The following is a 20,632-nucleotide window of genomic DNA, read 5'->3' on the forward strand; positions in this document are numbered from 1 at the left end:
CGGGGAGACGAAGAGTGAGTGAAGGCATCCGGGTCGCATCCATCGATGACATTCCCGAGGGCGGGGGGATCGCCGTTCCCTCGGCGGTTGCCGGGACCGAGGACGACATCGCGATCCTGCGCGACGAGAGCGGGGCGTGCTGGGCGCTGAACAACACCTGCACCCACGAGGTCGCCTCACTAGCGGAAGGCTGGGTCGAGGACGGCTTCGTGGAGTGCCCGCTGCATGCCTCGAAGTTCAACCTCAAGACCGGTCAGGTCGTGGGGATGCCCGCCACGGAGAGCACGGTTCCCCACCGGGTCGGGGTCGTCGACGGGAACGTCTACCTCTACCCCAACGAGACGCCGTGACGGATGGCGAGGTTGATGGCGGGGTCGTCGTCGTCGGTGGCGGCGTCGCCGGCGTCTCGACTGCGGCCGCACTGCGGGCCGGAGGGTATGACGGCCGGCTGGTCCTCATCGATCGGGCGGAGTTCCCCTACGACCGACCGCCTCTCTCCAAGGACTACCTCGCTGGCGGCCGCGACCTCGAGCAGCTCGCGCTCCAGAAGCCGGAGTGGTACGCCGAGCACGGCATCGAGCTGATCGGCAACGCGACGGTGGCCGATGTCCGCCCCGACCAGGGTGAGGTCGAGCTCGCCGGCGGCCGGGTGTTCACCGCCGACCGCATCGTGCTGGCCACGGGAGGGCGCGCCACCCGGCCGCCGATCCCCGGCAGCGACTCCGCCCGGGTGTTCGTGCTGCGCGATCACACCGACGCCGAGGGGTTGCGCGCGCTGCTGGTCCCCGGAGCCCGGTTGCTCGTGGTCGGGGGCGGCCTGATTGGCGCGGAGGCCGCCGCGACCGCCGCCCTCGAGCTCGGCGCCGAGGTGGTCGTCGTCGATCCCCTCGACCCGCCGATGGCCGCGGCGGTCGGGCCCGACCTCGCGCGCTGGCTGCACGACCAGCACGTCGTCCACGGGGTGGAGGTGGTCACCACGACCGTGCAGTCGCTCCAGGAGACCTCGACCGGTATCGCCGCCCAGCTCCAGGGCGAGGTCGACAGCAGGCTGTTCGACGCCGTGCTCATCGGGGTCGGCATGGCGCCGAGCACCGAACTCGCCGAGGCTGCCGGCCTGGAGGTCGACCGCGGCGTTGTCGTCGACGCTGGGCAGGTCACCAGCCACCCCGCCGTGCTCGCCGTCGGCGACAGCGCCCGGCCCCGCAACCATGCACGCGCCGAGCATTGGGAGGCGGCCCAGCGCGACGGGCAGCGCGCCGCCGCGACGATCCTCGGCTCGACCCCTCCGGTCGAGGGGGTCCACTGGTTCTGGTCCGACCGCTACCACCGTCACGTCGAAGGCGTGGGGGAGATGCGGGGAGCCGACGCGCTGCACCGGGTCGTCGTCCGAGGCGAGATCGGCGACGGACCGTTCTCCGTGTTCACGCTCCGCCCGGCGAGGGGTGGAGAGGCGGAGGTGTTCGAGGTCATCGGCGCGGTCGCAGTCGACGACTCGAACGCCGTGCGGGCGGCCCGCCGCCTGATCGACCGGCGCATCGCCGTCGATCCCGCCGAGCTCGCCGACCCCGCGACAGATCTGCGCAAGCTCCTGCGCGGCTAGCCGGATCCGCTGTCGGCCCGCCGAGATGTGGCGCCCCGGGTCAGGAGCCCCCGGCGGCGCTCTCGAGCAGGACCCACCGGCTGCCGAGCCCGGAGACCAGCGCCGCGGCGGTGAGGGCGTCCGACATCAGTGCGCCCATGCCGCGCCGTCCTTCGATCGGCTCGGCCGGCGCGCCGAGATGGGCGAGGCCCAGCCGCGCGGCTTCGAGGCCGTCCGCCGCGGCCTTGCCGACGTGCACGGCTCCGGTCGGTGTGGTGCTCTGCGCGCCCAGGCCTGCGGCCTGGGTGGCCGCGAAGGCGAGTGCCTCCAACGCCTGGGGCTCCTCCGCCTCCAGGAGCCGTGCCACCGCCAGGGCAGCCCCGACCACGCCGAGGCTGCCCGCGGGGTCCCAGCCTCGGCGGGTGTGGGAATCGCCGAGGCAGGCGCTGAGCCTGGCGGCGACCTCCAGGCCGACCGTGATCCCCTCGGTGAGCCGATCCGGCCCGGCCTGGGTGAGTGATGATGCCGCGAGCGCCGCGGCCACGGTCGCGCCGGCCCACGGCTGCGCACCGTCGCGACCGGCGGCGACGCCCATGACGAAGGCAGCGCCATAGGGCGAGTACGTCTCGCTCGACCCCGGCACCCGTGTCTTCCCGCCGTGGCCCAAGGCCGCCATCGTCGCGCCTACCTGGGTCGCCAGAGGCGACGCGGTGTTCGCGGAGATCCGTCCGGTCACCGACGTCAGGACCTCTCGTCCGACGGCGGTCACCTCGGCCGGAATGGGCCCTCTCGCCTTGCCGGACACGAAGGCTGCGACAGCGGCCGAGGGCGTCGAGGCGTTCATGCGAGCACCGCCCGTCGCGACGAGCTCCAGCCACGCACCTGGGCGACGACGTCTGCTCCTCGACCGGGACAGGACCGCTCGACCAGTGCTCGGATCTTGGCGTCGATCTCCGCGTCGGTGAGCGGCTTCTCGCGGCTGCCCTTGACGGCGGTGATGCTCTCGCGAAGGCTGGCGCCGTCGGAGAGGTCCACCTCGACCACCGCGGCACTGCGCGACAGTGCGGGATCGGGCTGCAGCGTCACGCGTCCCCGCAGGGCGGCTACCTCCGGTTCGCCCACGCGTAGGTCGCTGAACTGACGCAATCCTGCCTCCCCATCGATGAGCGTGACGGCCACGCTGTGCGGTGCGCTGAACTTGGCGGACAGTCCCGAGTCCGGAGCGGCATTGCCGGCGAGCTCGACCGTCAGCGGGTGGCAGTGCACCCGGACCGCGGTGACCTCCCGGCCGGCCAGTCGGGAGTGCAAGACCTCGGCGGCCTCGATCGCCGGGTGACTCACCACGCCGCAGGGGTACGGCTTGTACGTGTTGTCCAGCAGCATGAAGTCCGAGCCCAGGCCCTCGACCAGGCGGTCGAGGTGTGACTCCGGGGAGAGCGCCGCGAAGTAGCCTCGGGGGTCCTCGAGGACCGTCGAGGACGCTCTCACCCCGGCACGTGCCAGGTGCGCGGCGAGCAAGCCGTTCGCCCCGGCCTTGCCGGGGTGGAAGGACTTGGCCGTCGTGCCGAAGCCCTCCCGGTGACCGAGCGTCATCGATGCTGAGATGGCGACTGCCTGGACGAGGAGCTCCTCGTCCAGCCCGAGCAGCAGGCCGGCGGTGACTGCGGCCCCCACGACGCCTACGGTGCTGGTGATGTGCCAGCCGGAGTCGTAGTGCCCCGGCGTCATCGCCCAGGCGACTCGGATCTCGGCCTCCATGCCGAGCGCACAAGCCTCGACGAAGTCACGCCCACTGACCTCCGCCACGTGCAGCAACGGCCACGCTGCGGCAAGCACGCAGGCGGTGGGGTGGGTGACGGTCGCGAGGTGGGTGTCGTCGAAGTCGTCGATGTGGGCGGCCGTGCCGACGATCGTGGCCGCCGACAACGGGTCCACTCGTTCCGTGCGACCCGGCAGGGGGGTGGTGCGCACGGCGGCCCCGTTGGCCAGCGCGACCCCGAGAAGAGTCTCGACCTCGGCGTAGCGGATCGCCCCGATGGCGTTCCCCACCCCGCCGAGGAGCGCTCGGGTCGCCTCCTCGACCACTGCCTCGGGGAGCGGGGCGCCCGAGAGGCGGTGGATCTGGCGCACGAAGTCGCTGGTCCCGCTCACCTGTCGCTCCTCCGCATCGTGGAGCCCTGATCGTGCAGGGTGCATGATATGAAGATTCCATGGCGGCTAGGGGATCGTCCGGCGCTGGAACGGTCCGTCGTCGCTCGACACTGAGCAACGAGGTCGCGGCTCACGTGCGCGCGCTCGTGATGGCCGGCGCGTTGAAGCCCGGCGAGTTCGTTCGCATGGAGCGCATCGCCGACGAGCTCGAGGTCAGCATCACCCCGGTCCGCGAAGGGCTGCACACGCTGAGCGCCGAGGGCTTCCTGACCTTCGAGCCACGCCGTGGCTTCATGGTCGCGCCCCTGTCCGCCGCCGACATCCGGGACCTGTTCTGGGTGCAGGCCGACATCGCCGGGGAACTCGCCGCGCGGGCCGCTGCGCGGGCCACCTCCGAGGACCTCGTCGCCTTGCGTGCGCTCCAGCGTGACCTCGGCACGGCGTCGCAGGAGGGCCGCGCCGACGACGTCGTCGACCTCAACTGGCGGATCCACCGCCACGTGAACCTGCTGGCCGGCTCGCCGAAGCTGGCGTTCCTGCTCTCGGTCGCAGTCCGCTACGTGCCCCTGCCGTTCTTCGCGACCATCCCGGGTTGGTCCGATGCTTCCGTCCACGACCACGAGGCAGTCTTCAGGGCTCTGGAGGAGCACGACGCCGAGGCTGCTCGGGTGGCGATGCACGATCACATCGCGCATGCTGGTGACCTGCTCGCGCAGCACTTCGACCACGACTGACATCCGTCGCTCACTTTCGCGAGCGGGAGATCAGCTGCTGGACGATGACGTTGCGCTGGACCTCGTTGGTTCCTTCGCCGACGATCATCAGCGGCGCGTCTCGGTAGTAGCGCTCCACGTCGTACTCGGTGGAGTACCCCGCGCCGCCGTGCACCCGAATGGCGTCGAGGGTGATCTCCGCGGCAACCTCCGAGGCGAACAGCTTCGCCATGCCGGCCTCCATGTCGCAACGGCGGCCCGCGTCGTACTCGACCGCAGCGTGGTCGATGAGCAGCTTCGCCGCCGTGAGCTTGGTGACCATGTCGGCGATCCGGTGCCCGACACCCTGGTGCTTCCAGATCGGCACCCCGAACGCCTCGCGCTCCTGCGCGTAGGCGACCGCGTCGTCGAGAGCGGCTTGGGCGACCCCGGCCGCGCGGGAGGCGACCTGGATCCGGCCGATCTCGAGGCCCTTCATCATCTGCTTGAAGCCATGCCCGGGCACGCCGCCGAGCACCGAGGCGGCGGGGGTGCGGTAGCCCTCGAAGGCGAGCTCGCAGGTCTCGACGCCCTTGTAGCCGAGCTTGCGCAGGTCGCGGGAGACGGTCAGGCCCGGGCCGTGCTCGACCAGCAGGATGCTCATGCCCTTGTGCGTGGGCTTGGCCGTCGAGTCCGTGAGGCACAGCAGCGCGATCAGGGAGGACCGGCGAGCGTTCGAGATCCACATCTTCGAGCCGTCGACGACGTACTCCTCGCCCTCGAGCCTGGCGGTGGTGCGCATCGCCTGGAGGTCGGACCCGCCCCCGGGCTCGGTGAGCGCCATGGTCGCCCGGACCTCGCCCGTCGCCATCCTGGGCAGGTACCGCTCCTTCTGCTCCTCCGTGCCGAAGTCGAGCAGGAGCTTGGAGACGACCGAGTGGCCGCCCATGGCACCGGCGAGGCTCATCCAACCACGTGCGAGCTCCTGGGCGACCAGTGCGTAGCAGGGGGTCGAGACCCGCACGTCGCCGTAGGGCTCCGGGATGCACAAGCCGTAGATCCCCATCTCCTTCATGTGCTCGATGAGGTCTTCGGGGTAGGTGTCGTCGTGCTCGAGCTCGTTGACGACCGGCCGCACGACCTTGTCGACCCAGTTGCGCACCAGGTCGACGATGGCCTGCTCCTCAGGCACCAGCGTTGTCATGCGATTCCCCTTTCGTGGAGGCTTGTGATGTCGGACGCGGACCAGCCGATCTCGGCGAGGATCGAGTCCGTGTGCTCGCCGACGGCCGGCACGGGGTCCATCCGGGGCTCCCGTCCGGGCGTGGTGGCGGGTGGGACCAGGGCTCGCACGGGGCCTGTCGGGGTGCCGACCGTGCGCCAGCGTTTGCGGCCCTCGAGCACCGGATGGTCGAGGAACTCCTGCACGGTGCGGATCCGGGCGTTCGCGATGGCTGCGGCCGTGAGTCGTGCCACCAGGGCGTCGTCGCTCAAGGTCGACGTCACGGCCGAGATCTCGGCGTTGAGCTCGTCGCGGTGGGCGACTCGCGCAGCCGAGGTCACGAAGCGTGGGTCGATGAGCAGCTGCGGCTTGCCCAGCACCGACGTGCAGAGGCTCTCCCACTCACGGTCGTTCTGGATGGAGAGCAGGACCAACGAACCGGTGCTGGCGGGGTAGGGGCCGTACGGCGCGATGGTTGCGTGCTGAAGGCCCACGCGGGCGGGCTCGATCCCCAGGCCCTCGGCGTAGTACATGGGCGACCCCATCCACTCCGCCAGGGACTCGAAGAGGGAGATCTCCAAGGGCTCGACCCGTCCCGTCGTCGCGCGCACGTACAGCGAGGTGAGGATGCCGGAGTAGGCGTACATACCCGCTGAGATGTCGGCGACGGAGATGCCGACCTTGGCGGGGGAGTCCTGCGAGCCGGTGACGGAGACCAGGCCGGTCTCGCACTGCACCAGCAGGTCGTAGGCCTTCTCGTCGGTCCACGGGCCGTCGGCCCCGTAGCCGGAGATGTCGCACATGATCAGGTCCGGGTGGGTCGCCGCGAGCAGGTCCGCCGCCAGTCCCAACCGGCGGGCGGCCCCCGGGGCCAGGTTCTGCACCACCACATCGGCCTTGGCCACGAGCGTGTGCAGGATGTCGCGGCCCGCGGGGGTCTTGACGTCCAGCGTCAGGGACTCCTTGGAGCGGTTGAGCCAGGTGAAGTAGCTGGACATCCCGGGGCCGAACGCTTCGTCGTACCGGCGAGCGAAGTCGCCGGCGCCGGGGCGCTCGACCTTGATGACCCGAGCGCCGAGGTCGGCGAGCTGACGGGTGGCGAAGGGGGCGGCGACGGCCTGTTCCAGGCTGACGACCGTGATCCCGCTGAGCGGGAGAACATCGGGCATATACAACATCATATATGATGTAGGAATGCGCCGTCGATCTGCCCTCTTCGCTCCTGCGTCCAATCCGGCCCTCGTCCTCAAGGCGCTGGCGTCGGCGGCGGACGAGGTCATCATCGACCTCGAGGACGCGGTCGCCCTGGACGCCAAGGAGGTCGCCCGCGCAGCCGTGGTCGACATCCTCACCACCCAGCAGGTCCGCCCCCGGGGGCAGGTCGCCGTGCGCGTCAACGCTGCCGGCACCGCGTGGCACGAAGCAGACCTCCGTGCGATCGCGGCGCTCTCGAAGCCTCCTGGCAGCATCGTGCTGCCGAAGGTGGAGGGGCCGGAGGATGTCGTGGCCTGCTTCGACCTGCTCGAGGACGCGGGTGCGAGCAACGGGGCCGCCCGGGACATCCGCGCCCAGGTGCTGATCGAGTCAGCACGCGGGGTCGCCCACGTTCGCGAGATCGCTGGCAGCAGTGGGCGGCTGATGTCGCTCGCCATCGGGTATGCAGACCTGGCCGCCGACCTCGGCACGCGGTCCGACATCGCGGCCGCGGCGTGGCTGCCGGTCCAGGTCTCCGTCCTGGTCGCTGCCCGCGCACACGGTCTGTTGGCGCTCGACGGGCCGCACCTCGCGATCGCGGACCTCGCCGGTCTGAGGGAGCGCGCGGCCTTCCTTGCTCAGCTGGGCTTCGATGGCAAGTGGGCGATCCATCCCTCGCACCTCGAACCCGTCCATGCCGCCTTCACCCCGAGTGACGCCGAGGTCGAACAGGCCCGCGTCGTCCTCGACGCGCTGGACGCGGCTGCGTCGGTGGGCGCGGGAGCCGTGGCTCTCGACGGGATGATGGTGGACGAGGCCGTCGCCGCCGCGGCCCGACGCACCCTGAGCAGGGCGGGAGAGAAGGCGTGACGCGCGTCGCCGAGGGTCCGCACTTCGAGGACCTCAGCCGTGGCCAGGTGTTCGAGGCTGCGTCCGGGGTGACCCTCACCGAGGGGCTGGCGGCTGCGCACCAGGCCATCGTGGGCAACCGTCTGCGGCTCTCCCTGGACAAGGAGCTGAGCTCTCGCGTGTGTGGAGCCGATGCCGCTCTCGCGTCCCCGGCGCTGGTGTGGGACGTCTCCATCGGTGGATCGACCATTGTGACCCACCACGTGAAGGCCAATCTCTTCTACCGAGGCCTGGCTTTCCACCGGGCCCCCAGGCTCGGTGACACCCTCTACACGACCACGGAGGTCGTCGGTCTCAAGGAGAATGCGCGCAGGGAGGGGCGCCGTCCCACCGGACTGGTGGCCCTGCGGATCAGCACCGTCGACCAGCAGGACCGGACCGTTCTCGACTTCTGGCGGTGCGCCATGCTCCCGCTGCGGGACGCCGGCGTGCGGACCGGCCATGCCGACGACCTCTCCAGGATCGGCGCCGATCCTGCGGTCCCCCCGAGCCTCACGGAGAGGTGGGACCTCTCGCAGGTCCGGCGCTCCACCGGTGAGCTGGCGGTGGGTGACGCCTGGGAGGTGCGCACCGGCGACGTGGTCACGTCCGCCCCCGGGCTCGCCCGCCTCACCCTCAACATCGCGGCCACGCACCACGACTTCCGGGAGGCCGGTGAGCGGCTCGTCTACGGAGGGCACGTCATCGGCCTTGCGCTCGCCCAGGTGGCGCGCGCCCTCCCCGACCTGGTGACGGTGACCGCATGGGAGGGCTGTGATCACCTCGGCCCGGTTCGCGAGGGCGATACCATCTGGAGCAATGTCACCGTCACGGGGGTGAGGCCACTGGCCCAGGGCCGCCTGGTCGACCTCCAGGCCGAGGCCTTCTCGCACGGCGCGGCCGAACCGGTCAAGGTTCTCGACTGGCGGTTCTCTGCCGTGCTGCCGTGACAAAAAACAGTGAACGGGTGTAGTTTTCCGACCTTCCGTTTGGTTCAATTCCACCACTCGCGCAGGACCAACTAGCCAGGGGGCAGCCAGTCGTGGCAGCGTCACAGAAGTCGAAGCGTTCTCGGGACGACCAGAGCACGCTGCGCAAGCGCCATGCTGAGGTCGTCGCTGCCGCCAGCAAGGTCTTCTACGCCAAGGGCTACGAGGGCACGACGATCCAGGACATCGCCGATGAGCTCGGCATCCTGAAGGGCAGCGTCTACTACTACATCACCAGCAAGGAGGAGGTCCTCTACGAGGTCCTCCAGGACGTCCACGCGGCTGGTCTCGAGGCTCTCAGGGAGGCATCCGAAGTCGAGGGTGACCCCCTGGAGCGGATCCGCTCGGTGGTCTCGACGCTGAGTGAGTTCAACGCCAAGCACCGGGTGCGGATGGCGATCCTGCTTCGTGAGCTGCAGGTCCTCGACCCGAAGCGGCGCAGGGAGATCGTCGCCGAGCGGGATCACTACGAGGAGGTCCTCCGCGGCCTCATCGAGGAGGCCCAGGAGGCGGGACTCGCCGACCCGGACCTGGATCCCAAGATCACGACCCGCGCCATCATGGGCATGATCAACACCATCTACCAGTGGTACCGGCCCTCCGGTGGCCTGAAGCCGGCCAGCATCGGCGCGCAGTACGCCGACCTCGCGGTTCGCGCCGTCGCTTCGAGGTGACCCGCCACCTGCCTCAGGTGGTCAGGGTCCCGCCGTCGACCGGAAGCAGCACTCCGGTGACGTACGACGCCGCGTCGCTGGAGAGGAACACCGCCGGCCCGATGAGCTCCTCCGGGTCTCCGGCGCGCCGCATCGGAACCCGCTGAGCGATCTGGGTCTCCAGGTAGCCCTCGACGTACTGGTGCACCATCTCGGTGGTGAAGAAGCCGGGTGCGAGTGCGTTGACGCGGATGCCCTTGCGCTCCGCCCACTGCTGGGCGAGGTCCCGGGTCAGACCGATGATCGCTGACTTGCTCGACGCGTAGGCCGCCTGAGGAAGCCCAGCGGTGGTCGAGCCGAGGATGGAGCCGACGTTCAGGATCGAGCTGCCCCGCTCCATCACGCGGCCGCACGCCTGGGCCATCCAGTAGGACCCGAAGAGGTTGACCTCGAGCACCTGGCGGTAGTCCTCGGGCTTCTCCCGGGTGGTGGGGGTGGCCGAGGCAATGCCCGCGTTGTTGACCAGGATGTCGACCTGGCCGAAGGCCGCCATGGTCTCGTCGACCACCCGCTGGCAGTCCTCGACCACGCTGACGTCCGCCGCGACCGCAAGACACTTGCGGCCGGCCGCCTCCACCTTGGCGGCGGTCTCGGCGAGCTTGTCGGTACGACGCGCGCAGATGACGATGTCCGCGCCCGCGCGGGCGAAGCCGACCGCGAAGGCTGCGCCGAGGCCGGAGGAGGCTCCCGTGATGATCGCGACCTTGCCGTCGAGGCGGAAGGAGTCGACGCCGAACGGCGCGCCGCTCCAGGTCGTGGGGGCGGTGGTCTCGCTCATGCGGTCGGGGTTCCCATCTTCTTGTGTTCGATCTTCCTGAGTTCGGCTCGCTGGATCTTGCCGGTCGGGGTCTTGGGCAGCTCGGGGACGAAGCAGACGTCCTTGGGCGCCTTGAAGGTCGCGAGGCCGGCCCTGACATGGGCGATGACGTCGGCTTCGGAGATCTCCGCCCTGCGCACCACGTAGGCCACGATCCGCTGTCCCCAGTGGTCGTCCGGGATGCCGATGACGGCTGCCTCGGCGATCTCGTCGTGGGTGAGCAGGCAGTTCTCCACCTCGACCGGATCGACGGCGAACCCGCCGGTCTTGATGATCTCCTTCTTCCGTCCCGACATGTGCACCGCGCCGTGGGCGTCGACATAGCCGATGTCGCCGGTGTGCAGCCAGCCGTCCACGACGGTCGTGGCGTTGATCTCGGGGCGGTTGAGGTAGCCGGCCATCGTGGAGGGACCCTGCAGCACGATCTCGCCGACCTCACCAGGGGGCAGCACCTCCCCGGCGGGGCCGACGGCCCGCACCCGGGAGAGACCCATGGCTGGGCCGGCGTTGGTCGGGTCAGCGGCGAAGGCTTCCTTCGTGGAGGCCGTGAGCTGGGACTCCGAGAGTCCGTACATGTAGGCGATCACCGGGCCGAAACGTCTCTCTGCAGCCTCGCGCACCTTCACGGGGAACTCGTAGGCGGAGTTGAGCGTCGTCAGGGCGGACACGTCGTACCTCTCATGCCCCTCGACCTCCAGCATCGAGCTGAGCATGGTGGGGGCGAAGAAGGCGCGGGTCACGTTCTCGGTCTCCAGCACCTCCCAGGCCCGGGCGGGATCGAAGCCGCCGTCGAGCACGACGGTGCCCCCCTGCATCAGGGTGGGGAGCACCTGGAAGACGAAGGCGATCCCGAACAGCGGGAGCACGAACAGCTCGACGTCCTCGGCCGCGCGAGGCTGCCCGAGGGCGTGGTTGACCGTGGTCCACAGGTTGGCCTCGTGCGTGCGGATCACGCCCTTGGGGAACCCGGTGGTGCCCGAGGTGTAGACGATCTGTGCGGTCGAGGACGAGTCGACCACCGTGGTGGGAGCGCCCGCCTCGTCGGCCAGGTCCTCGAGCCGTGCCTCTCCATCGGCAGGGTCGGCGACGTTGGCGGTGACCACGAGCCGGACGGTGGGATGGGTGCTGGCGAGCTGCCGGGCCACCTCGACGAACGCGGCGTCGGCGATGATCACGGTCGAGGCTGAGTCCTCGAGCTGGAAAGCGATCTCGTTGACGGTGAGCCGCGGGTTCACCGGCACCGCGGTGATGCCGGCGCGCGCCAGCCCGAGCATGGCGAAGACGGTGAGCGGCTCGTTGTTCAGCAGGAGCAGCGCCGACGCCCCGGAGAGACCTCGGCGCTCGCAGGCGGCCGCGATCCTGTCGGTGACCGCGTCCGCCTCGGCGAAGGTCCAGGACGTGCCGCGATACCTGATCGCGACCCGGGTCGCGAACCTGTCGGCAGCTGTACGAAGGGGGTAGGCGTAGTCGTGGTTCACACCTGCTTCACCAGCCAATGGAGGTCGTACCAGGTGGAGAGCGCCGAGATGCGGTCCCCGGAGAGATCGAAGACGTCGACCGCGTCGAAGGTGAGCTCCTTGCCGGCGCTCGTCGTACCGATGAACGAGACCTCGACCACCGACACGTTCGCGGAGGTGATCACGCGAGTGGGGGTGTCGAGGTGCTTCGCCCACCTGGCGAAGAGCGGCCGGAAGTACGCCATGACGGCGTCACGGCCCTGGCGCGGCTTCTGCCCGACGGCACGGAGGGTGACGTCGTCGGTCCACAGCGTCTCGAGCCGGTCGAAGTCCTCGGTGTTGATGGACTCGAAGTAGGCGGCGACGGGCGGGGGAGTCTCACCAGACATCGAGGACCTCCTCGACGGTCTCGGCGACGTTGCCCAGCTTGTTCATGCCACCGAAGAAGCTGCCCCCGTAGAAGACCGCATCCACCGCGTGCTCCTTGGCCATGCCGAGGCCGCGAGCGAGCAGCAGCGACTCCCGGATGTCTGCGACGTTGTTGGTGAACACGGCGTAGTGGATGAGCAGGAAGGCGAACATCTGGTTCGGCAGGCCCTCCCGCACGATGTTCTCCCACCGGTTGCGGCCGGACTTCAGCAGGGTAGGGCGGTACTTCGCGTACAGGTCGATCCATGGCGGGATCTCGCCGCACACCTGCTCGTACCAGGTCTTGAGGGCAGCGACATCGGCCTTGGTCAGGTCGGGGTCGTCGTAGTCGAGCCCGGCCTTCAGCGCGGCGGGGTCGATGGACCACCCTTCCGGGTAGGGCGAGGGGGCGTCCGGTGCGGGCTCCCGATAGGTGGCGAGCGCCTCCTGTGCCGCCTTGGCGGTGATCGCCGTGTTCCAGGTCGGGGAGAGGTAGAAGGAGAGCGCCAGCGTCTCGGTGACGGCGGCCTTCGTGTAGCCGGTGCCGGAGAGGAAGGTGCTCGGCTCGCAGATCCTGATGATGTTGCGGACGCCGTCCGCCCAGCCCCCGGTCGCGTAGATGTTGACGTAGGGCAGCGGCGTCTCGAAGGCGTCCGCCTTGTGGATGTGGTGGACGTAGTTCAGCAGCCTCTTGAGGACGTCCGGGCGCAGCTTGGCCCACATCTCGTACGACGGCACCGGTCCACCCCCCGGCTGGTCGCCGAACGCGAGGAACTCCTCGATCTCCGCCGGGTCGGTGGCGTCGAACGCCGAGACGTTCAGCCCGCGGTACCAGATGTCGTCAGCCATGCCCGTCACTCCTTCAGTCCATCCAGCCGAAGAGCTTGTTGACGCGGGAGTAGTTGCGCTCGTCGAAGTGGCCGTACCAGCCGGCGCGACTCACCGGCGGGAGGCCGAGGTTCTTCTGCAGCTCGGCTCGCATCTCCGCGAACTTCAGGCCCACCGAGAGCACGTCGAAGATCGGGATCTCCGGCTCGTCGACCCTGTTGAGGCCGGTGTGCGTGGCGAAGGTCGAGAGCCCGGCGCTGACGATGATCACCGATTCGGCGCCGTCGTCGGCGAGCTCACGGGCGCGGGCCTGGATGTCGGCCTTCACCACGTCGGGCTGCTTGAAGCCCTCGGTGAAGATCCAGGACGTGGGCGTCTCCAGCTTGCGCATGCCCGCGTAGCGCTGGTGCATGCCGTACTGCTGGACCAGGTGCTGGCACCACGAGGAGTAGGTGAGGTCGTCGACGGTGAGGATGCCGAACTTCAGCCCGTACCCCATCGCCAGGCCCATCGCAGCCTCGGTCGGGGCGACCACCGGGATCGTGAGGACGGAACGCGCCTCGGCCACCCCCGGGTCCGAGGAGCAGGCCACGAAGACGGCGTCACAGCCCTCTCGCTCGAGCTCGACCATCTCGCGGACGACATCCACCTTGTTGAGCAGGGTCGGATAGGCGATCGCGGTGTCAGTGGCGCGGCGCAGGTGACGAACGTAGCGGTGAACCAGTTCGGTGTCGGGACGCTTGGCGCGCTCGAGGTTGCCGGTGACCAGCTCGCTGTAGGGCCCCGACGCCTCTTCGGTGTTGACGTGGACGACGCCGATCTTCATGGCTGACTCACTTTCCTGTGAATGCGGGGGTGCGCTTGTCGAAGAAGGCGTGGACGCCTTCCTTCAGGTCCTGGGTGTCGGCGAGGGGCGCGAAGAGCGAGGCCTCCACGCGGCAGCCATCGAGGTGGCTCATCTGCACACCGAGGTTGACCGCGCGCTTGGCGGCGGTCACGGCGAGCGGGGCGTTGGCGGCGATGCGCTCGGCGACGGCCAGGGCCTCCTCGAGGACGGTTCCAGCAGGAACGACCTTGTCGACCAGACCGATGCGCAGTGCTTCTGCGGCGTCGATCCGGTCTCCGGTGAAGAGCAGCAGCTTGGCGGTGCCCATCGGCACGAGCCGCGGGAGCATCTGGGTGCCGCCCGCGCCCGGGATGAGTCCCAGCGAGACCTCGGGGAGGCCCAGCTTCGCGCGTTCGTCGACGATCCGGATGTCGCAGGCCATCGCGAGCTCACAGCCGCCGCCGAGGGTCGTGCCGTTCAGCGCGGCGATGACGGGGATCCGAAGCGTGGCGAGGTCGTCCTGCATCTTCTGGATGCCCAGCACGTACCTCTCGGCGCTGACCCTGTCCATCTCGGGGAAGAAGGTGATGTCCCCGCCGGCCATGAAGTGCTTCCCCGCGCCGGTGATGACGAGCGCGCGGAGGGAGTCGTCGGTCGCTACCTCGGCGAGACGCCGGGCGATCGCAGCGCCCACCAGGGGATGGAGCGCGTTGACTGGGGCGTGGTCGATCGTAAGGACGGCGACGTGGCCGTGCTTCTCGAGCCGGATATCGAAGACGAGCTCAGATGCCAAGGGTCAGCCCACCGCAGATGGTCAGGGTCTGGCCGGTGACGTAGGACGCACCGTCGCCGGACAGGAAGGTCACGCAGGAAGCCACGTCGGATGCGTCGCCCAGTCGACCCATGGGGACCTTGGCCGTCATCTTCTCCTGGTAGTCGGCGTCGACGGTGGTGAACATGCCCGCCCCGATCAGTCCGGGTGCGACGCAGTTGGCGGTGATGCCGTACTTGGCGTTCTCGATGGCCGCTGTGCGCGTGAAGCCCTCGATGGCGCCCTTGGCCGCGGCATAGGCACCGCCGGCGATCGATCCACGGGCCGCGATCGAGCTCATGTTCACGATCCGCCCCCAGCGGGCCTCCCGCATGTGGGGGAGGGCGGCGCGGACGGTGTGCAACGTCCCTTTGAGGTGGGTTGCGAGGACGAGGTCGAAGTCCTCGTCGACGATCTTGGGGATCACCTGGTTGCGGAGCACGCCGGCGAGGTTGACCACGATGTCCAGGCGGCCGTGGTCCTCCACGATCGCGGCAACTGCCGCGTCGACCGCGGCTGGATCGGTCACGTCGAGCGCAATCGCGCTCGCGGCGCTCACGCCTGCGACGTCGAGGTCTGCTCCGACGACGTGGGCCCCGGCGTCACCGAGTCCTTCGGCGATGGCGCGGCCGAGGCCGCCCCCTGCGCCCGTCACGAGCGCAACACGTGGTCCAGCAGTGCCAGGGGAGGCCGCCATGGCTGCTCCTTCGCAGGACGGAGGGATGACTAAAACAAACGACCGGTAGAATAGCACTGCTCGGGCCGTTGACGCCACTGGCGAGGTGGCCTAACCTAACGGTTGTTTGAAAAGTCCCGAGGAAAGCGACACATCATGGGTTCTCCTGTTTGGTTCGATGCCCCGTCCGAGATCCACGGGGACATCCGTGAGCTGGCGGCTACCGTTGCGAACAAGTACGGCCACGACTACTACCTGGAGAAGTCCCGCAGTGGCGGTCAGACCACCGAGCTGTGGGCAGACCTGGCCGACGCCGGGCTCGTGGGCATCGCGATCCCGGAGGAGTTCGGAGGCGGCGGCCAGGGTGTCCAGGAACTGGCGATCGTCTGCGAGGAGCTTGCCGCAGCGGGCTGCCCCTCCTTCCGGCTGATCGTCTCGATCTCGATCTGTGCCCAGCTGATCGCCGAGTTCGGCACCGAGGCGCAGAAGGCTGAGTGGCTCCCGGCCCTCGCCTCGGGCACCAAGAACTTCGCGTTCTCGGTCACCGAGCCGGACGCCGGGCTGAACACCCACAACATCTCCACCACGGCCACCCGCGACGGTGACGTCTACCGGATCAACGGGCAGAAGTACTACGCCTCGGCCATCGATGAGGCCGACGCCGTCGTGGTGGTCTGCAGGACCGGTACCCGCCCCGACGGCAGGGGCGAGCTCTCGCTCCTCATCGTGCCGGTGGACTCGCCCGGCTTCGAGAAGCAGTTGATTGAGGTGGAGATGGTGGCGCCGGAGCGCCAGTACACCCTCTTCTTCGACAACGTCGAGGTTCCGGCGGCGAACCTGATCGGCGTGGAGGGCAACGGCCTCAAGCAGCTCTTCGCCGGCCTGAACCCCGAGCGCATCATGGCCGCCTCGCTCGAGAACGGCATCGGTCTCTATGCGCTGCGCAAGGCAGCGGCGTACGCCAACGCGCGTGAGGTGTGGGACGTCCCGATCGGCGCCCACCAGGGAATCTCGCATCCGCTCGCCAAGTGCATGATCGACCTCGAGCTCGCTCGGCTGATGACGCAGAAGGCCGCCTGGCTGCACGACAACGACATCGCTGCCGGGGAAGAGGCCAACATGGCCAAGTACGCCGCCGCCGAGGCCTGCCTGGCTGCCCTCGACATGTCGATCCAGACCCACGGCGGCAACGGTCTCGCCACGGAGTACGGCCTCGCCACCCTGTGGGGTGCGGCCCGGTTGCAGCGCACGGCGCCGGTGAGCCGAGAGATGATCCTGAACTTCATCGCCCAGCACTCGCTGGGCCTGCCGCGCAGCTACTGAGGAAGACCCCCGCGACGGGGCGACACGTGAGGAGATGTTGTGACCGGATCGGCCGAGGCGATCATTGCCGAGCTCGATGCCAAGGAGCAGATCCGCCGACTCACGGCGGACTACGCGCAAGGGCTCGACAAGCGCAAGCGTGACCAGTTCGCCGGGGTCTGGACCCCGGACGCCAGTTGGCTCCCGAGCCCGGCGTTCGGCTGGTGCCACGGCACGGAGGAGATCCTCGCCATGGCCGACAAGATCTGGTCGGCGGTGGACCGGACCCACCACTTCGTGATGAACCACGTCATCGACGTCGATGGCGCCGAGGCGAGCGGGACCATCGACCTGTTGTCGGAGAACCTCGCGCTCGACGGTACCTGGTCGCGGGCAGCCTCCACACATACCGACAGCTACGTGCTTCACGACGGCCGGTGGTTGATCACCAGCCGCTCCGCCCACGTCGAGATCCTGGGGTGACGAGATGGACTTGAGGAACACAGCAGCCCTGGTGACCGGGGCGGCCAGCGGTATCGGGGCCGCCGTGGCGAGGGGTCTCGCGGCCCAGGGCGCGACCGTGGTCGTGGCGGACATGCAGGCCGACAGGGGCAAGGCCGTCGCTGAGGAGATCGGCGGCGTGTTCGCGCAGCTCGACGTCACGAACAGCGACCAGATCACGACCGTGGTGGAGCTGGCCGGGGAGATCGCGCCGCTCCGTGCCGTCGTGAACTCCGCCGGGATCAGCACCGCCCAGCGCACGATCGGCAGGGACGGCACGATCGAGAGCGCCTTCGACATGGCGACCTTCCGAAGGATCGTCGAGGTCAACCTGATCGGCACGTTCGACGTCGTCCGACAGGCGGCCACCGTCATGAGCCGGACCGAGCCGGACGCGGACGGCCAGCGCGGGGCGATCGTCAACCTGGCCAGCGTCGCGGCCTTCGACGGGCAGATCGGCCAAGCGGCGTACGCCGCGTCGAAGGGCGGGGTCGTCGGTCTCACGCTGCCGCTGGCCCGAGATCTCTCGGCGGCCGGGATCCGGGTGAACACGGTGGCGCCGGGCCTGATCGACACCCCCATCTACGACGGGTTCCCCAACCCGGAGGAGTTCAAGGAACAGCTCGGGTCCAGCGTGCTCTTCCCCAAGCGCCTCGGCGGTGGCGAGGAGCTTGCGTCGATGGTTCTCGAGCTCCTGCGCAACACCTACATGAACGCCGAGACGATCCGGGTCGACGGCGGCATCCGGCTTCCTCCGAAGTAAGCCGCCACGCGGGTATTCGCGTCCTGCCAGAGTTGAGATGGGGAAAGCATGACCTCAGAAGTGAACGTGGGCCGGGGGATCGACCCGAGGCGGTTCCGTGACACGCTCGGCCACTACCCGACCGGTGTGGCCGTGGTGACCGGCATCGGCGACGACGGCGCGCCGCTCGGCATGGTCGTCGGGTCGTTCACCTCCGTGTCGTTGGAGCCGCCGCTCGTGGCGTTCCTGCCGCGCGTGGACTCGAGCACGTTCGCCGAGCTCCGCGCCAGCCGCACCTTCTGCGTGAACGTGCTGGCCTCGGACCAGGAGTGGATGTGTCGCCAGTTCGCGGTCTCCGGTGGGGACAAGTTCAAGGACGTCGGTTGGAAGCCCGCACCGAGCGGCGCCCCCATCCTCGACGGCGCGGTGTGCTGGATCGAGTGCGAGTGGTTCGAGACCCAGACGGCGGGTGACCACTTCCTCGTCCTCGGCAGCGTCATCGACCTCGACGTCGAGCGGCCGTCGCTGCCGCTGCTCTTCTTCCAGGGCGGCTACGGGCGGTTCTCGTTGCCGTCCCTGACCACGGCGGACCCGCACGTCATCGAGGCGGCCATGCTCGCCGAGCGGATCCGCGGTCACGTCGAGCGGTGCAGCGCGGAGCTCGGTGTCGAGTGCGCCGTCCTCGCGAAGGTGGGCGACGAGATCGTCACGGTGCTGAGCGCGAACGGCTCGGCGACCGGAGGGGAGTCCTCGGTCTCGGAGCGGGTCCCGCACATCGCGCCTCTCGGGTCGGTCTTCCTGCGTGACGCCGACGAGGACGAGGTGCGCAGATGGGTCGGCCACCTGACGGGTGCCTCCGAGGAGACCCGTGGGATCGTCCGCAACCATCTCGACCGCGTTCGAGAAGCCGGCTACTCGCTCGTGCTGTCCTCGGGTGCCGCCGAGGAGCGACGCGCGGTGATGGCCGGGTACTCCTCCCCGGACGCGCTGCCCGTCCACGCGCGGCAGCTCCGCGAGTTCATGGCGGAGTCCGTCGACCGCTACGACCCGGTGCTGGAGGGCTCCACGACGTACGACGTCGACTCGATCGCCGTGCTCGTCGACACGCCGCCCGGTGGTCCCCTCCTGGCCGTGCGGCTCCTCGACCTGCCGCCGCGGGCGGACGTCGGGACGATCGAAGGGTGGATCGAGACCCTGTCCGGCACCGCGGCCGCGGCATCGAAGCGCCTGACGCGGCCATAGAACCTCGAGGGGGGCCGACGGCCGTGTGCGAGGAGACCCCGCCTCCATCGTGAAGGAAGTCCCGGGTGCCATCCGCATATACCTCGCGCGTCGGCAGTGACGAGCGCAGTCCTGTCGAGACGCTGCCGCAGGCCCGCCCCAACCTGACCCTCGCCATCGTCGCCGCGGCTGTCGGTGGCTACACCATCATGCAGGCGGTGGCCATCCCGACGCTGCCGATCGCCGAGCAGGAGCTAGGGACGGACCAGGCCACTGCCTCGTGGATCATGACGGCGTTCCTGCTGGCCGGAGCGGTGGCGACGCCGATCGTGGGCAGGTTGGGGGATGCTTACGGGAAGAGGCGGATGTTCGTCAGCTGCCTGGTGGTCCTCGCTCTCGGATGCGGGGTCACGGTCATGGCGCACAACATCGAGGTAGCTGTCCTCGGCCGCATCCTCCAGGGGCTCGGCGGAGGCGTTATCCCTCTCTCGTTCGGAGTGATCAGGGACTCGATGCCGCGGGAGCGGGTCGCCCAGTCCGTTGCATTCGTGTCATCCCTGCTCGCGGTCGGCATGGCGGTCGGCATCGTGATCGCGGGGTTCGCCGTCGAAGCCACGGGATTCGCGCGGCTCTTCGCGGTGCCGGCGGTGTTCTGTGCACTCGTGGCCCTTCTCGCGTGGAGGTTCGTCCCGGAGTCACCGGAGCGATCGAACCAGCGCGTCCCTGTGCTGCCCGCGATCCTCTTGTCGGCGTGGATGGTCTCCCTGCTCCTCGCCATCACCCGCGGGAGCTCGTGGCCCACCGAGGTGGTCGTGGGACTGGCGGTCGTCGCGGTCGCCTGCTTCGGGGCCTGGGTGCTCACGGAGCTCCGCATCGAGGCCCCCTTGGTCGACCTCCGACTGATGTCGCTACGAGGAGTCTGGTCCGCGAACCTCGCAGCGGTGGTGGGCGGTGTCGTCGCCTACTCCAACTTCACCTTCCTCCCGCAGTTCTTCCAGACCCCCGCGGACAACGGCTACGGCTTCGGGGTCTCGGCCGGGGAGGCGGGGTGGATGATGCTGCCCTCGGCGTTCGCCGGTTTCGTGGCAGGAATCCTCTCGTGGCGACTGGCGCAGCGGATCGGCCTCCGCGTCACGATGGTGGCGGGATTCCTGGCCCAGGCCGCGGCCCTCCTGATCGTCGCCTTCGCCCACACGTGGAAGTGGGAGATGTACGTGGCGGGGCTGCTCACCGGCCTCGGCGCCGGCCTGGTCAACGCCACGATGGTGAACGTCATCATCGTGGCTGTTCCCGCCGTCTACATGGGCGTTGCCAGTGGCCTGAACGCCAACATCCGCATCATCGGTGGCGCGATCGGCGTCGCCATCACGACGGCGATCGTGACTCACCGAGCACTGCCGTCGGGCTACCCGAACGAGCACGCCTACGTCGTGGGATTCGTCTTCCTAGCGGTGTGCTCGATCGCCTCAGCAGGCCTCTCCCTGCTCATCCCCGGCGGCAAGCCCGCTCGATGATCACCTGGCTCTGCCAACCCAGCGGCAAGGATCGTGCCGCCGGAAGGCCCGATCGGCCTGCCCTCTAGCAAACGTGCGTTTGTTTGAACTAGATTGTCTGC

At 69.3% G+C, this 20,632-nt stretch carries 22 protein-coding genes; 11 read left to right on the plus strand and 11 right to left on the minus strand.

The window, feature by feature from the left end:
- Nucleotides 1-14 precede the first annotated feature (14 nt).
- Together HPC71_RS02335 and HPC71_RS02340 are read left to right on the plus strand one after the other, a co-directional pair.
- Complete coding sequence (locus HPC71_RS02335; protein ID WP_171896020.1) at nucleotides 15-350, plus strand: non-heme iron oxygenase ferredoxin subunit; 336 nt, start codon at nucleotides 15-17, stop codon at nucleotides 348-350.
- Nucleotides 347-1,600 (plus strand): NAD(P)/FAD-dependent oxidoreductase, encoded by a 1,254-nt coding sequence (locus HPC71_RS02340; RefSeq protein ID WP_171896021.1) that lies wholly within the window; start codon nucleotides 347-349, stop codon nucleotides 1,598-1,600. The genes HPC71_RS02335 and HPC71_RS02340 overlap by 4 nt, the downstream gene beginning before the upstream one ends.
- 40 nt (nucleotides 1,601-1,640) lie before the next feature.
- On the opposite strand, the gene HPC71_RS02345 is transcribed toward HPC71_RS02340, so the two are convergent.
- Both HPC71_RS02345 and HPC71_RS02350 read right to left on the minus strand, forming a co-directional pair.
- Entirely contained in the window at nucleotides 1,641-2,423 is a 783-nt protein-coding gene (locus HPC71_RS02345; protein ID WP_154613514.1) for an MmgE/PrpD family protein, read from the minus strand.
- Nucleotides 2,420-3,775, minus strand: a complete 1,356-nt coding sequence (locus tag HPC71_RS02350; RefSeq protein WP_154613515.1) for an MmgE/PrpD family protein — start codon at nucleotides 3,773-3,775, stop codon at nucleotides 2,420-2,422. The genes HPC71_RS02345 and HPC71_RS02350 overlap by 4 nt, the downstream gene beginning before the upstream one ends.
- 14 nt (nucleotides 3,776-3,789) lie before the next feature.
- Here HPC71_RS02350 and HPC71_RS02355 point away from each other — a divergent pair, with 14 nt between their 5' ends.
- Nucleotides 3,790-4,464 carry a GntR family transcriptional regulator gene (locus tag HPC71_RS02355; protein ID WP_154613516.1) on the plus strand — a complete coding sequence of 225 codons (675 nt, stop codon included), beginning with the start codon at nucleotides 3,790-3,792 and terminating at the stop codon, nucleotides 4,462-4,464.
- Between the two features lie 10 nt (nucleotides 4,465-4,474).
- On the opposite strand, the gene HPC71_RS02360 is transcribed toward HPC71_RS02355, so the two are convergent.
- Both HPC71_RS02360 and HPC71_RS02365 read right to left on the minus strand, forming a co-directional pair.
- Nucleotides 4,475-5,626 carry an acyl-CoA dehydrogenase family protein gene (locus tag HPC71_RS02360; protein ID WP_154613517.1) on the minus strand — a complete coding sequence of 384 codons (1,152 nt, stop codon included), beginning with the start codon at nucleotides 5,624-5,626 and terminating at the stop codon, nucleotides 4,475-4,477.
- The gene (locus HPC71_RS02365) at nucleotides 5,623-6,813 is read right to left on the minus strand and encodes a CaiB/BaiF CoA transferase family protein (protein WP_154613518.1); all 1,191 of its coding nucleotides are present in this window, start codon (nucleotides 6,811-6,813) and stop codon (nucleotides 5,623-5,625) included. Before HPC71_RS02365 ends, HPC71_RS02360 begins: the two co-directional genes overlap by 4 nt.
- Before the next feature lie 25 nt (nucleotides 6,814-6,838).
- Between HPC71_RS02365 and HPC71_RS02370 the strand changes: the two genes are divergently transcribed.
- The 3 genes from HPC71_RS02370 to HPC71_RS02380 all read left to right on the plus strand — a co-directional run bounded on the left by HPC71_RS02370 (nucleotide 6,839) and on the right by HPC71_RS02380 (nucleotide 9,389).
- Nucleotides 6,839-7,708 carry an HpcH/HpaI aldolase/citrate lyase family protein gene (locus tag HPC71_RS02370; RefSeq protein WP_154613686.1) on the plus strand — a complete coding sequence of 290 codons (870 nt, stop codon included), beginning with the start codon at nucleotides 6,839-6,841 and terminating at the stop codon, nucleotides 7,706-7,708.
- Nucleotides 7,705-8,676 (plus strand): MaoC family dehydratase, encoded by a 972-nt coding sequence (locus HPC71_RS02375; protein WP_171896023.1) that lies wholly within the window; start codon nucleotides 7,705-7,707, stop codon nucleotides 8,674-8,676. Before HPC71_RS02370 ends, HPC71_RS02375 begins: the two co-directional genes overlap by 4 nt.
- Nucleotides 8,677-8,768: 92 nt before the next feature.
- Nucleotides 8,769-9,389, plus strand: a complete 621-nt coding sequence (locus HPC71_RS02380) for a TetR/AcrR family transcriptional regulator (RefSeq protein ID WP_154613519.1) — start codon at nucleotides 8,769-8,771, stop codon at nucleotides 9,387-9,389.
- A 13-nt stretch (nucleotides 9,390-9,402) separates the two neighbouring features.
- Here the strand turns inward: HPC71_RS02380 and HPC71_RS02385 are convergent, their stop codons facing one another.
- The 7 genes from HPC71_RS02385 to HPC71_RS02415 are packed head-to-tail and all read right to left on the minus strand — an operon-like array spanning nucleotide 9,403 to nucleotide 15,272.
- Nucleotides 9,403-10,206, minus strand: a complete 804-nt coding sequence (locus tag HPC71_RS02385; protein WP_154613520.1) for an SDR family NAD(P)-dependent oxidoreductase — start codon at nucleotides 10,204-10,206, stop codon at nucleotides 9,403-9,405.
- Nucleotides 10,203-11,723 (minus strand): class I adenylate-forming enzyme family protein, encoded by a 1,521-nt coding sequence (locus HPC71_RS02390; protein WP_171896024.1) that lies wholly within the window; start codon nucleotides 11,721-11,723, stop codon nucleotides 10,203-10,205. The genes HPC71_RS02385 and HPC71_RS02390 overlap by 4 nt, the downstream gene beginning before the upstream one ends.
- Complete coding sequence (locus HPC71_RS02395; protein WP_154613522.1) at nucleotides 11,720-12,091, minus strand: nuclear transport factor 2 family protein; 372 nt, start codon at nucleotides 12,089-12,091, stop codon at nucleotides 11,720-11,722. Before HPC71_RS02395 ends, HPC71_RS02390 begins: the two co-directional genes overlap by 4 nt.
- Complete coding sequence (locus tag HPC71_RS02400) at nucleotides 12,081-12,959, minus strand: hypothetical protein (protein WP_154613523.1); 879 nt, start codon at nucleotides 12,957-12,959, stop codon at nucleotides 12,081-12,083. Before HPC71_RS02400 ends, HPC71_RS02395 begins: the two co-directional genes overlap by 11 nt.
- Nucleotides 12,960-12,972: 13 nt before the next feature.
- Nucleotides 12,973-13,764, minus strand: coding sequence for an aspartate/glutamate racemase family protein (locus HPC71_RS02405; RefSeq protein ID WP_154613524.1), 792 nt, complete (start codon nucleotides 13,762-13,764; stop codon nucleotides 12,973-12,975).
- A 7-nt stretch (nucleotides 13,765-13,771) separates the two neighbouring features.
- Nucleotides 13,772-14,557 carry an enoyl-CoA hydratase/isomerase family protein gene (locus HPC71_RS02410; protein WP_154613525.1) on the minus strand — a complete coding sequence of 262 codons (786 nt, stop codon included), beginning with the start codon at nucleotides 14,555-14,557 and terminating at the stop codon, nucleotides 13,772-13,774.
- Nucleotides 14,547-15,272 carry an SDR family oxidoreductase gene (locus HPC71_RS02415; RefSeq protein ID WP_154613526.1) on the minus strand — a complete coding sequence of 242 codons (726 nt, stop codon included), beginning with the start codon at nucleotides 15,270-15,272 and terminating at the stop codon, nucleotides 14,547-14,549. Before HPC71_RS02415 ends, HPC71_RS02410 begins: the two co-directional genes overlap by 11 nt.
- A 102-nt stretch (nucleotides 15,273-15,374) precedes the next feature.
- On the opposite strand from HPC71_RS02415, the gene HPC71_RS02420 reads away from it, so the two are divergent.
- From HPC71_RS02420 to HPC71_RS02440, 5 genes are all read left to right on the plus strand, one after another.
- Nucleotides 15,375-16,574 (plus strand): acyl-CoA dehydrogenase family protein, encoded by a 1,200-nt coding sequence (locus HPC71_RS02420; RefSeq protein ID WP_230083909.1) that lies wholly within the window; start codon nucleotides 15,375-15,377, stop codon nucleotides 16,572-16,574.
- Between the two features lie 39 nt (nucleotides 16,575-16,613).
- On the plus strand, nucleotides 16,614-17,036 hold the full coding sequence (locus HPC71_RS02425) for a nuclear transport factor 2 family protein (RefSeq protein ID WP_154613527.1): 423 nt from the start codon (nucleotides 16,614-16,616) through the stop codon (nucleotides 17,034-17,036).
- 4 nt (nucleotides 17,037-17,040) lie between these two features.
- The gene (locus HPC71_RS02430) at nucleotides 17,041-17,817 is read left to right on the plus strand and encodes an SDR family oxidoreductase (protein ID WP_154613528.1); all 777 of its coding nucleotides are present in this window, start codon (nucleotides 17,041-17,043) and stop codon (nucleotides 17,815-17,817) included.
- A gap of 48 nt (nucleotides 17,818-17,865) precedes the next feature.
- On the plus strand, nucleotides 17,866-19,038 hold the full coding sequence (locus tag HPC71_RS02435) for a flavin reductase family protein (protein ID WP_154613529.1): 1,173 nt from the start codon (nucleotides 17,866-17,868) through the stop codon (nucleotides 19,036-19,038).
- 65 nt (nucleotides 19,039-19,103) lie between these two features.
- Entirely contained in the window at nucleotides 19,104-20,531 is a 1,428-nt protein-coding gene (locus tag HPC71_RS02440) for an MFS transporter (protein WP_326832937.1), read from the plus strand.
- Nucleotides 20,532-20,632: the final 101 nt, after the last annotated feature.

The organism is Nocardioides marmotae (assembly GCF_013177455.1).
GTDB lineage: Bacteria > Actinomycetota > Actinomycetes > Propionibacteriales > Nocardioidaceae > Nocardioides > Nocardioides marmotae.

Coding starts and splice junctions, on each gene's coding strand:
- HPC71_RS02350 (WP_154613515.1), bottom strand. CDS start 3,775: ATGCACCCTGCACGATCAGGGCTCCACGATGCGGAGGAGCGACAGGTG.
- HPC71_RS02345 (WP_154613514.1), bottom strand. CDS start 2,423: ATGAACGCCTCGACGCCCTCGGCCGCTGTCGCAGCCTTCGTGTCCGGC.
- HPC71_RS02360 (WP_154613517.1), bottom strand. CDS start 5,626: ATGACAACGCTGGTGCCTGAGGAGCAGGCCATCGTCGACCTGGTGCGC.
- HPC71_RS02430 (WP_154613528.1), top strand. CDS start 17,041: ATGGACTTGAGGAACACAGCAGCCCTGGTGACCGGGGCGGCCAGCGGT.
- HPC71_RS02435 (WP_154613529.1), top strand. CDS start 17,866: ATGACCTCAGAAGTGAACGTGGGCCGGGGGATCGACCCGAGGCGGTTC.
- HPC71_RS02395 (WP_154613522.1), bottom strand. CDS start 12,091: ATGTCTGGTGAGACTCCCCCGCCCGTCGCCGCCTACTTCGAGTCCATC.
- HPC71_RS02405 (WP_154613524.1), bottom strand. CDS start 13,764: ATGAAGATCGGCGTCGTCCACGTCAACACCGAAGAGGCGTCGGGGCCC.
- HPC71_RS02400 (WP_154613523.1), bottom strand. CDS start 12,959: ATGGCTGACGACATCTGGTACCGCGGGCTGAACGTCTCGGCGTTCGAC.
- HPC71_RS02385 (WP_154613520.1), bottom strand. CDS start 10,206: ATGAGCGAGACCACCGCCCCCACGACCTGGAGCGGCGCGCCGTTCGGC.
- HPC71_RS02415 (WP_154613526.1), bottom strand. CDS start 15,272: ATGGCGGCCTCCCCTGGCACTGCTGGACCACGTGTTGCGCTCGTGACG.
- HPC71_RS02370 (WP_154613686.1), top strand. CDS start 6,839: ATGCGCCGTCGATCTGCCCTCTTCGCTCCTGCGTCCAATCCGGCCCTC.
- HPC71_RS02355 (WP_154613516.1), top strand. CDS start 3,790: ATGGCGGCTAGGGGATCGTCCGGCGCTGGAACGGTCCGTCGTCGCTCG.
- HPC71_RS02365 (WP_154613518.1), bottom strand. CDS start 6,813: ATGCCCGATGTTCTCCCGCTCAGCGGGATCACGGTCGTCAGCCTGGAA.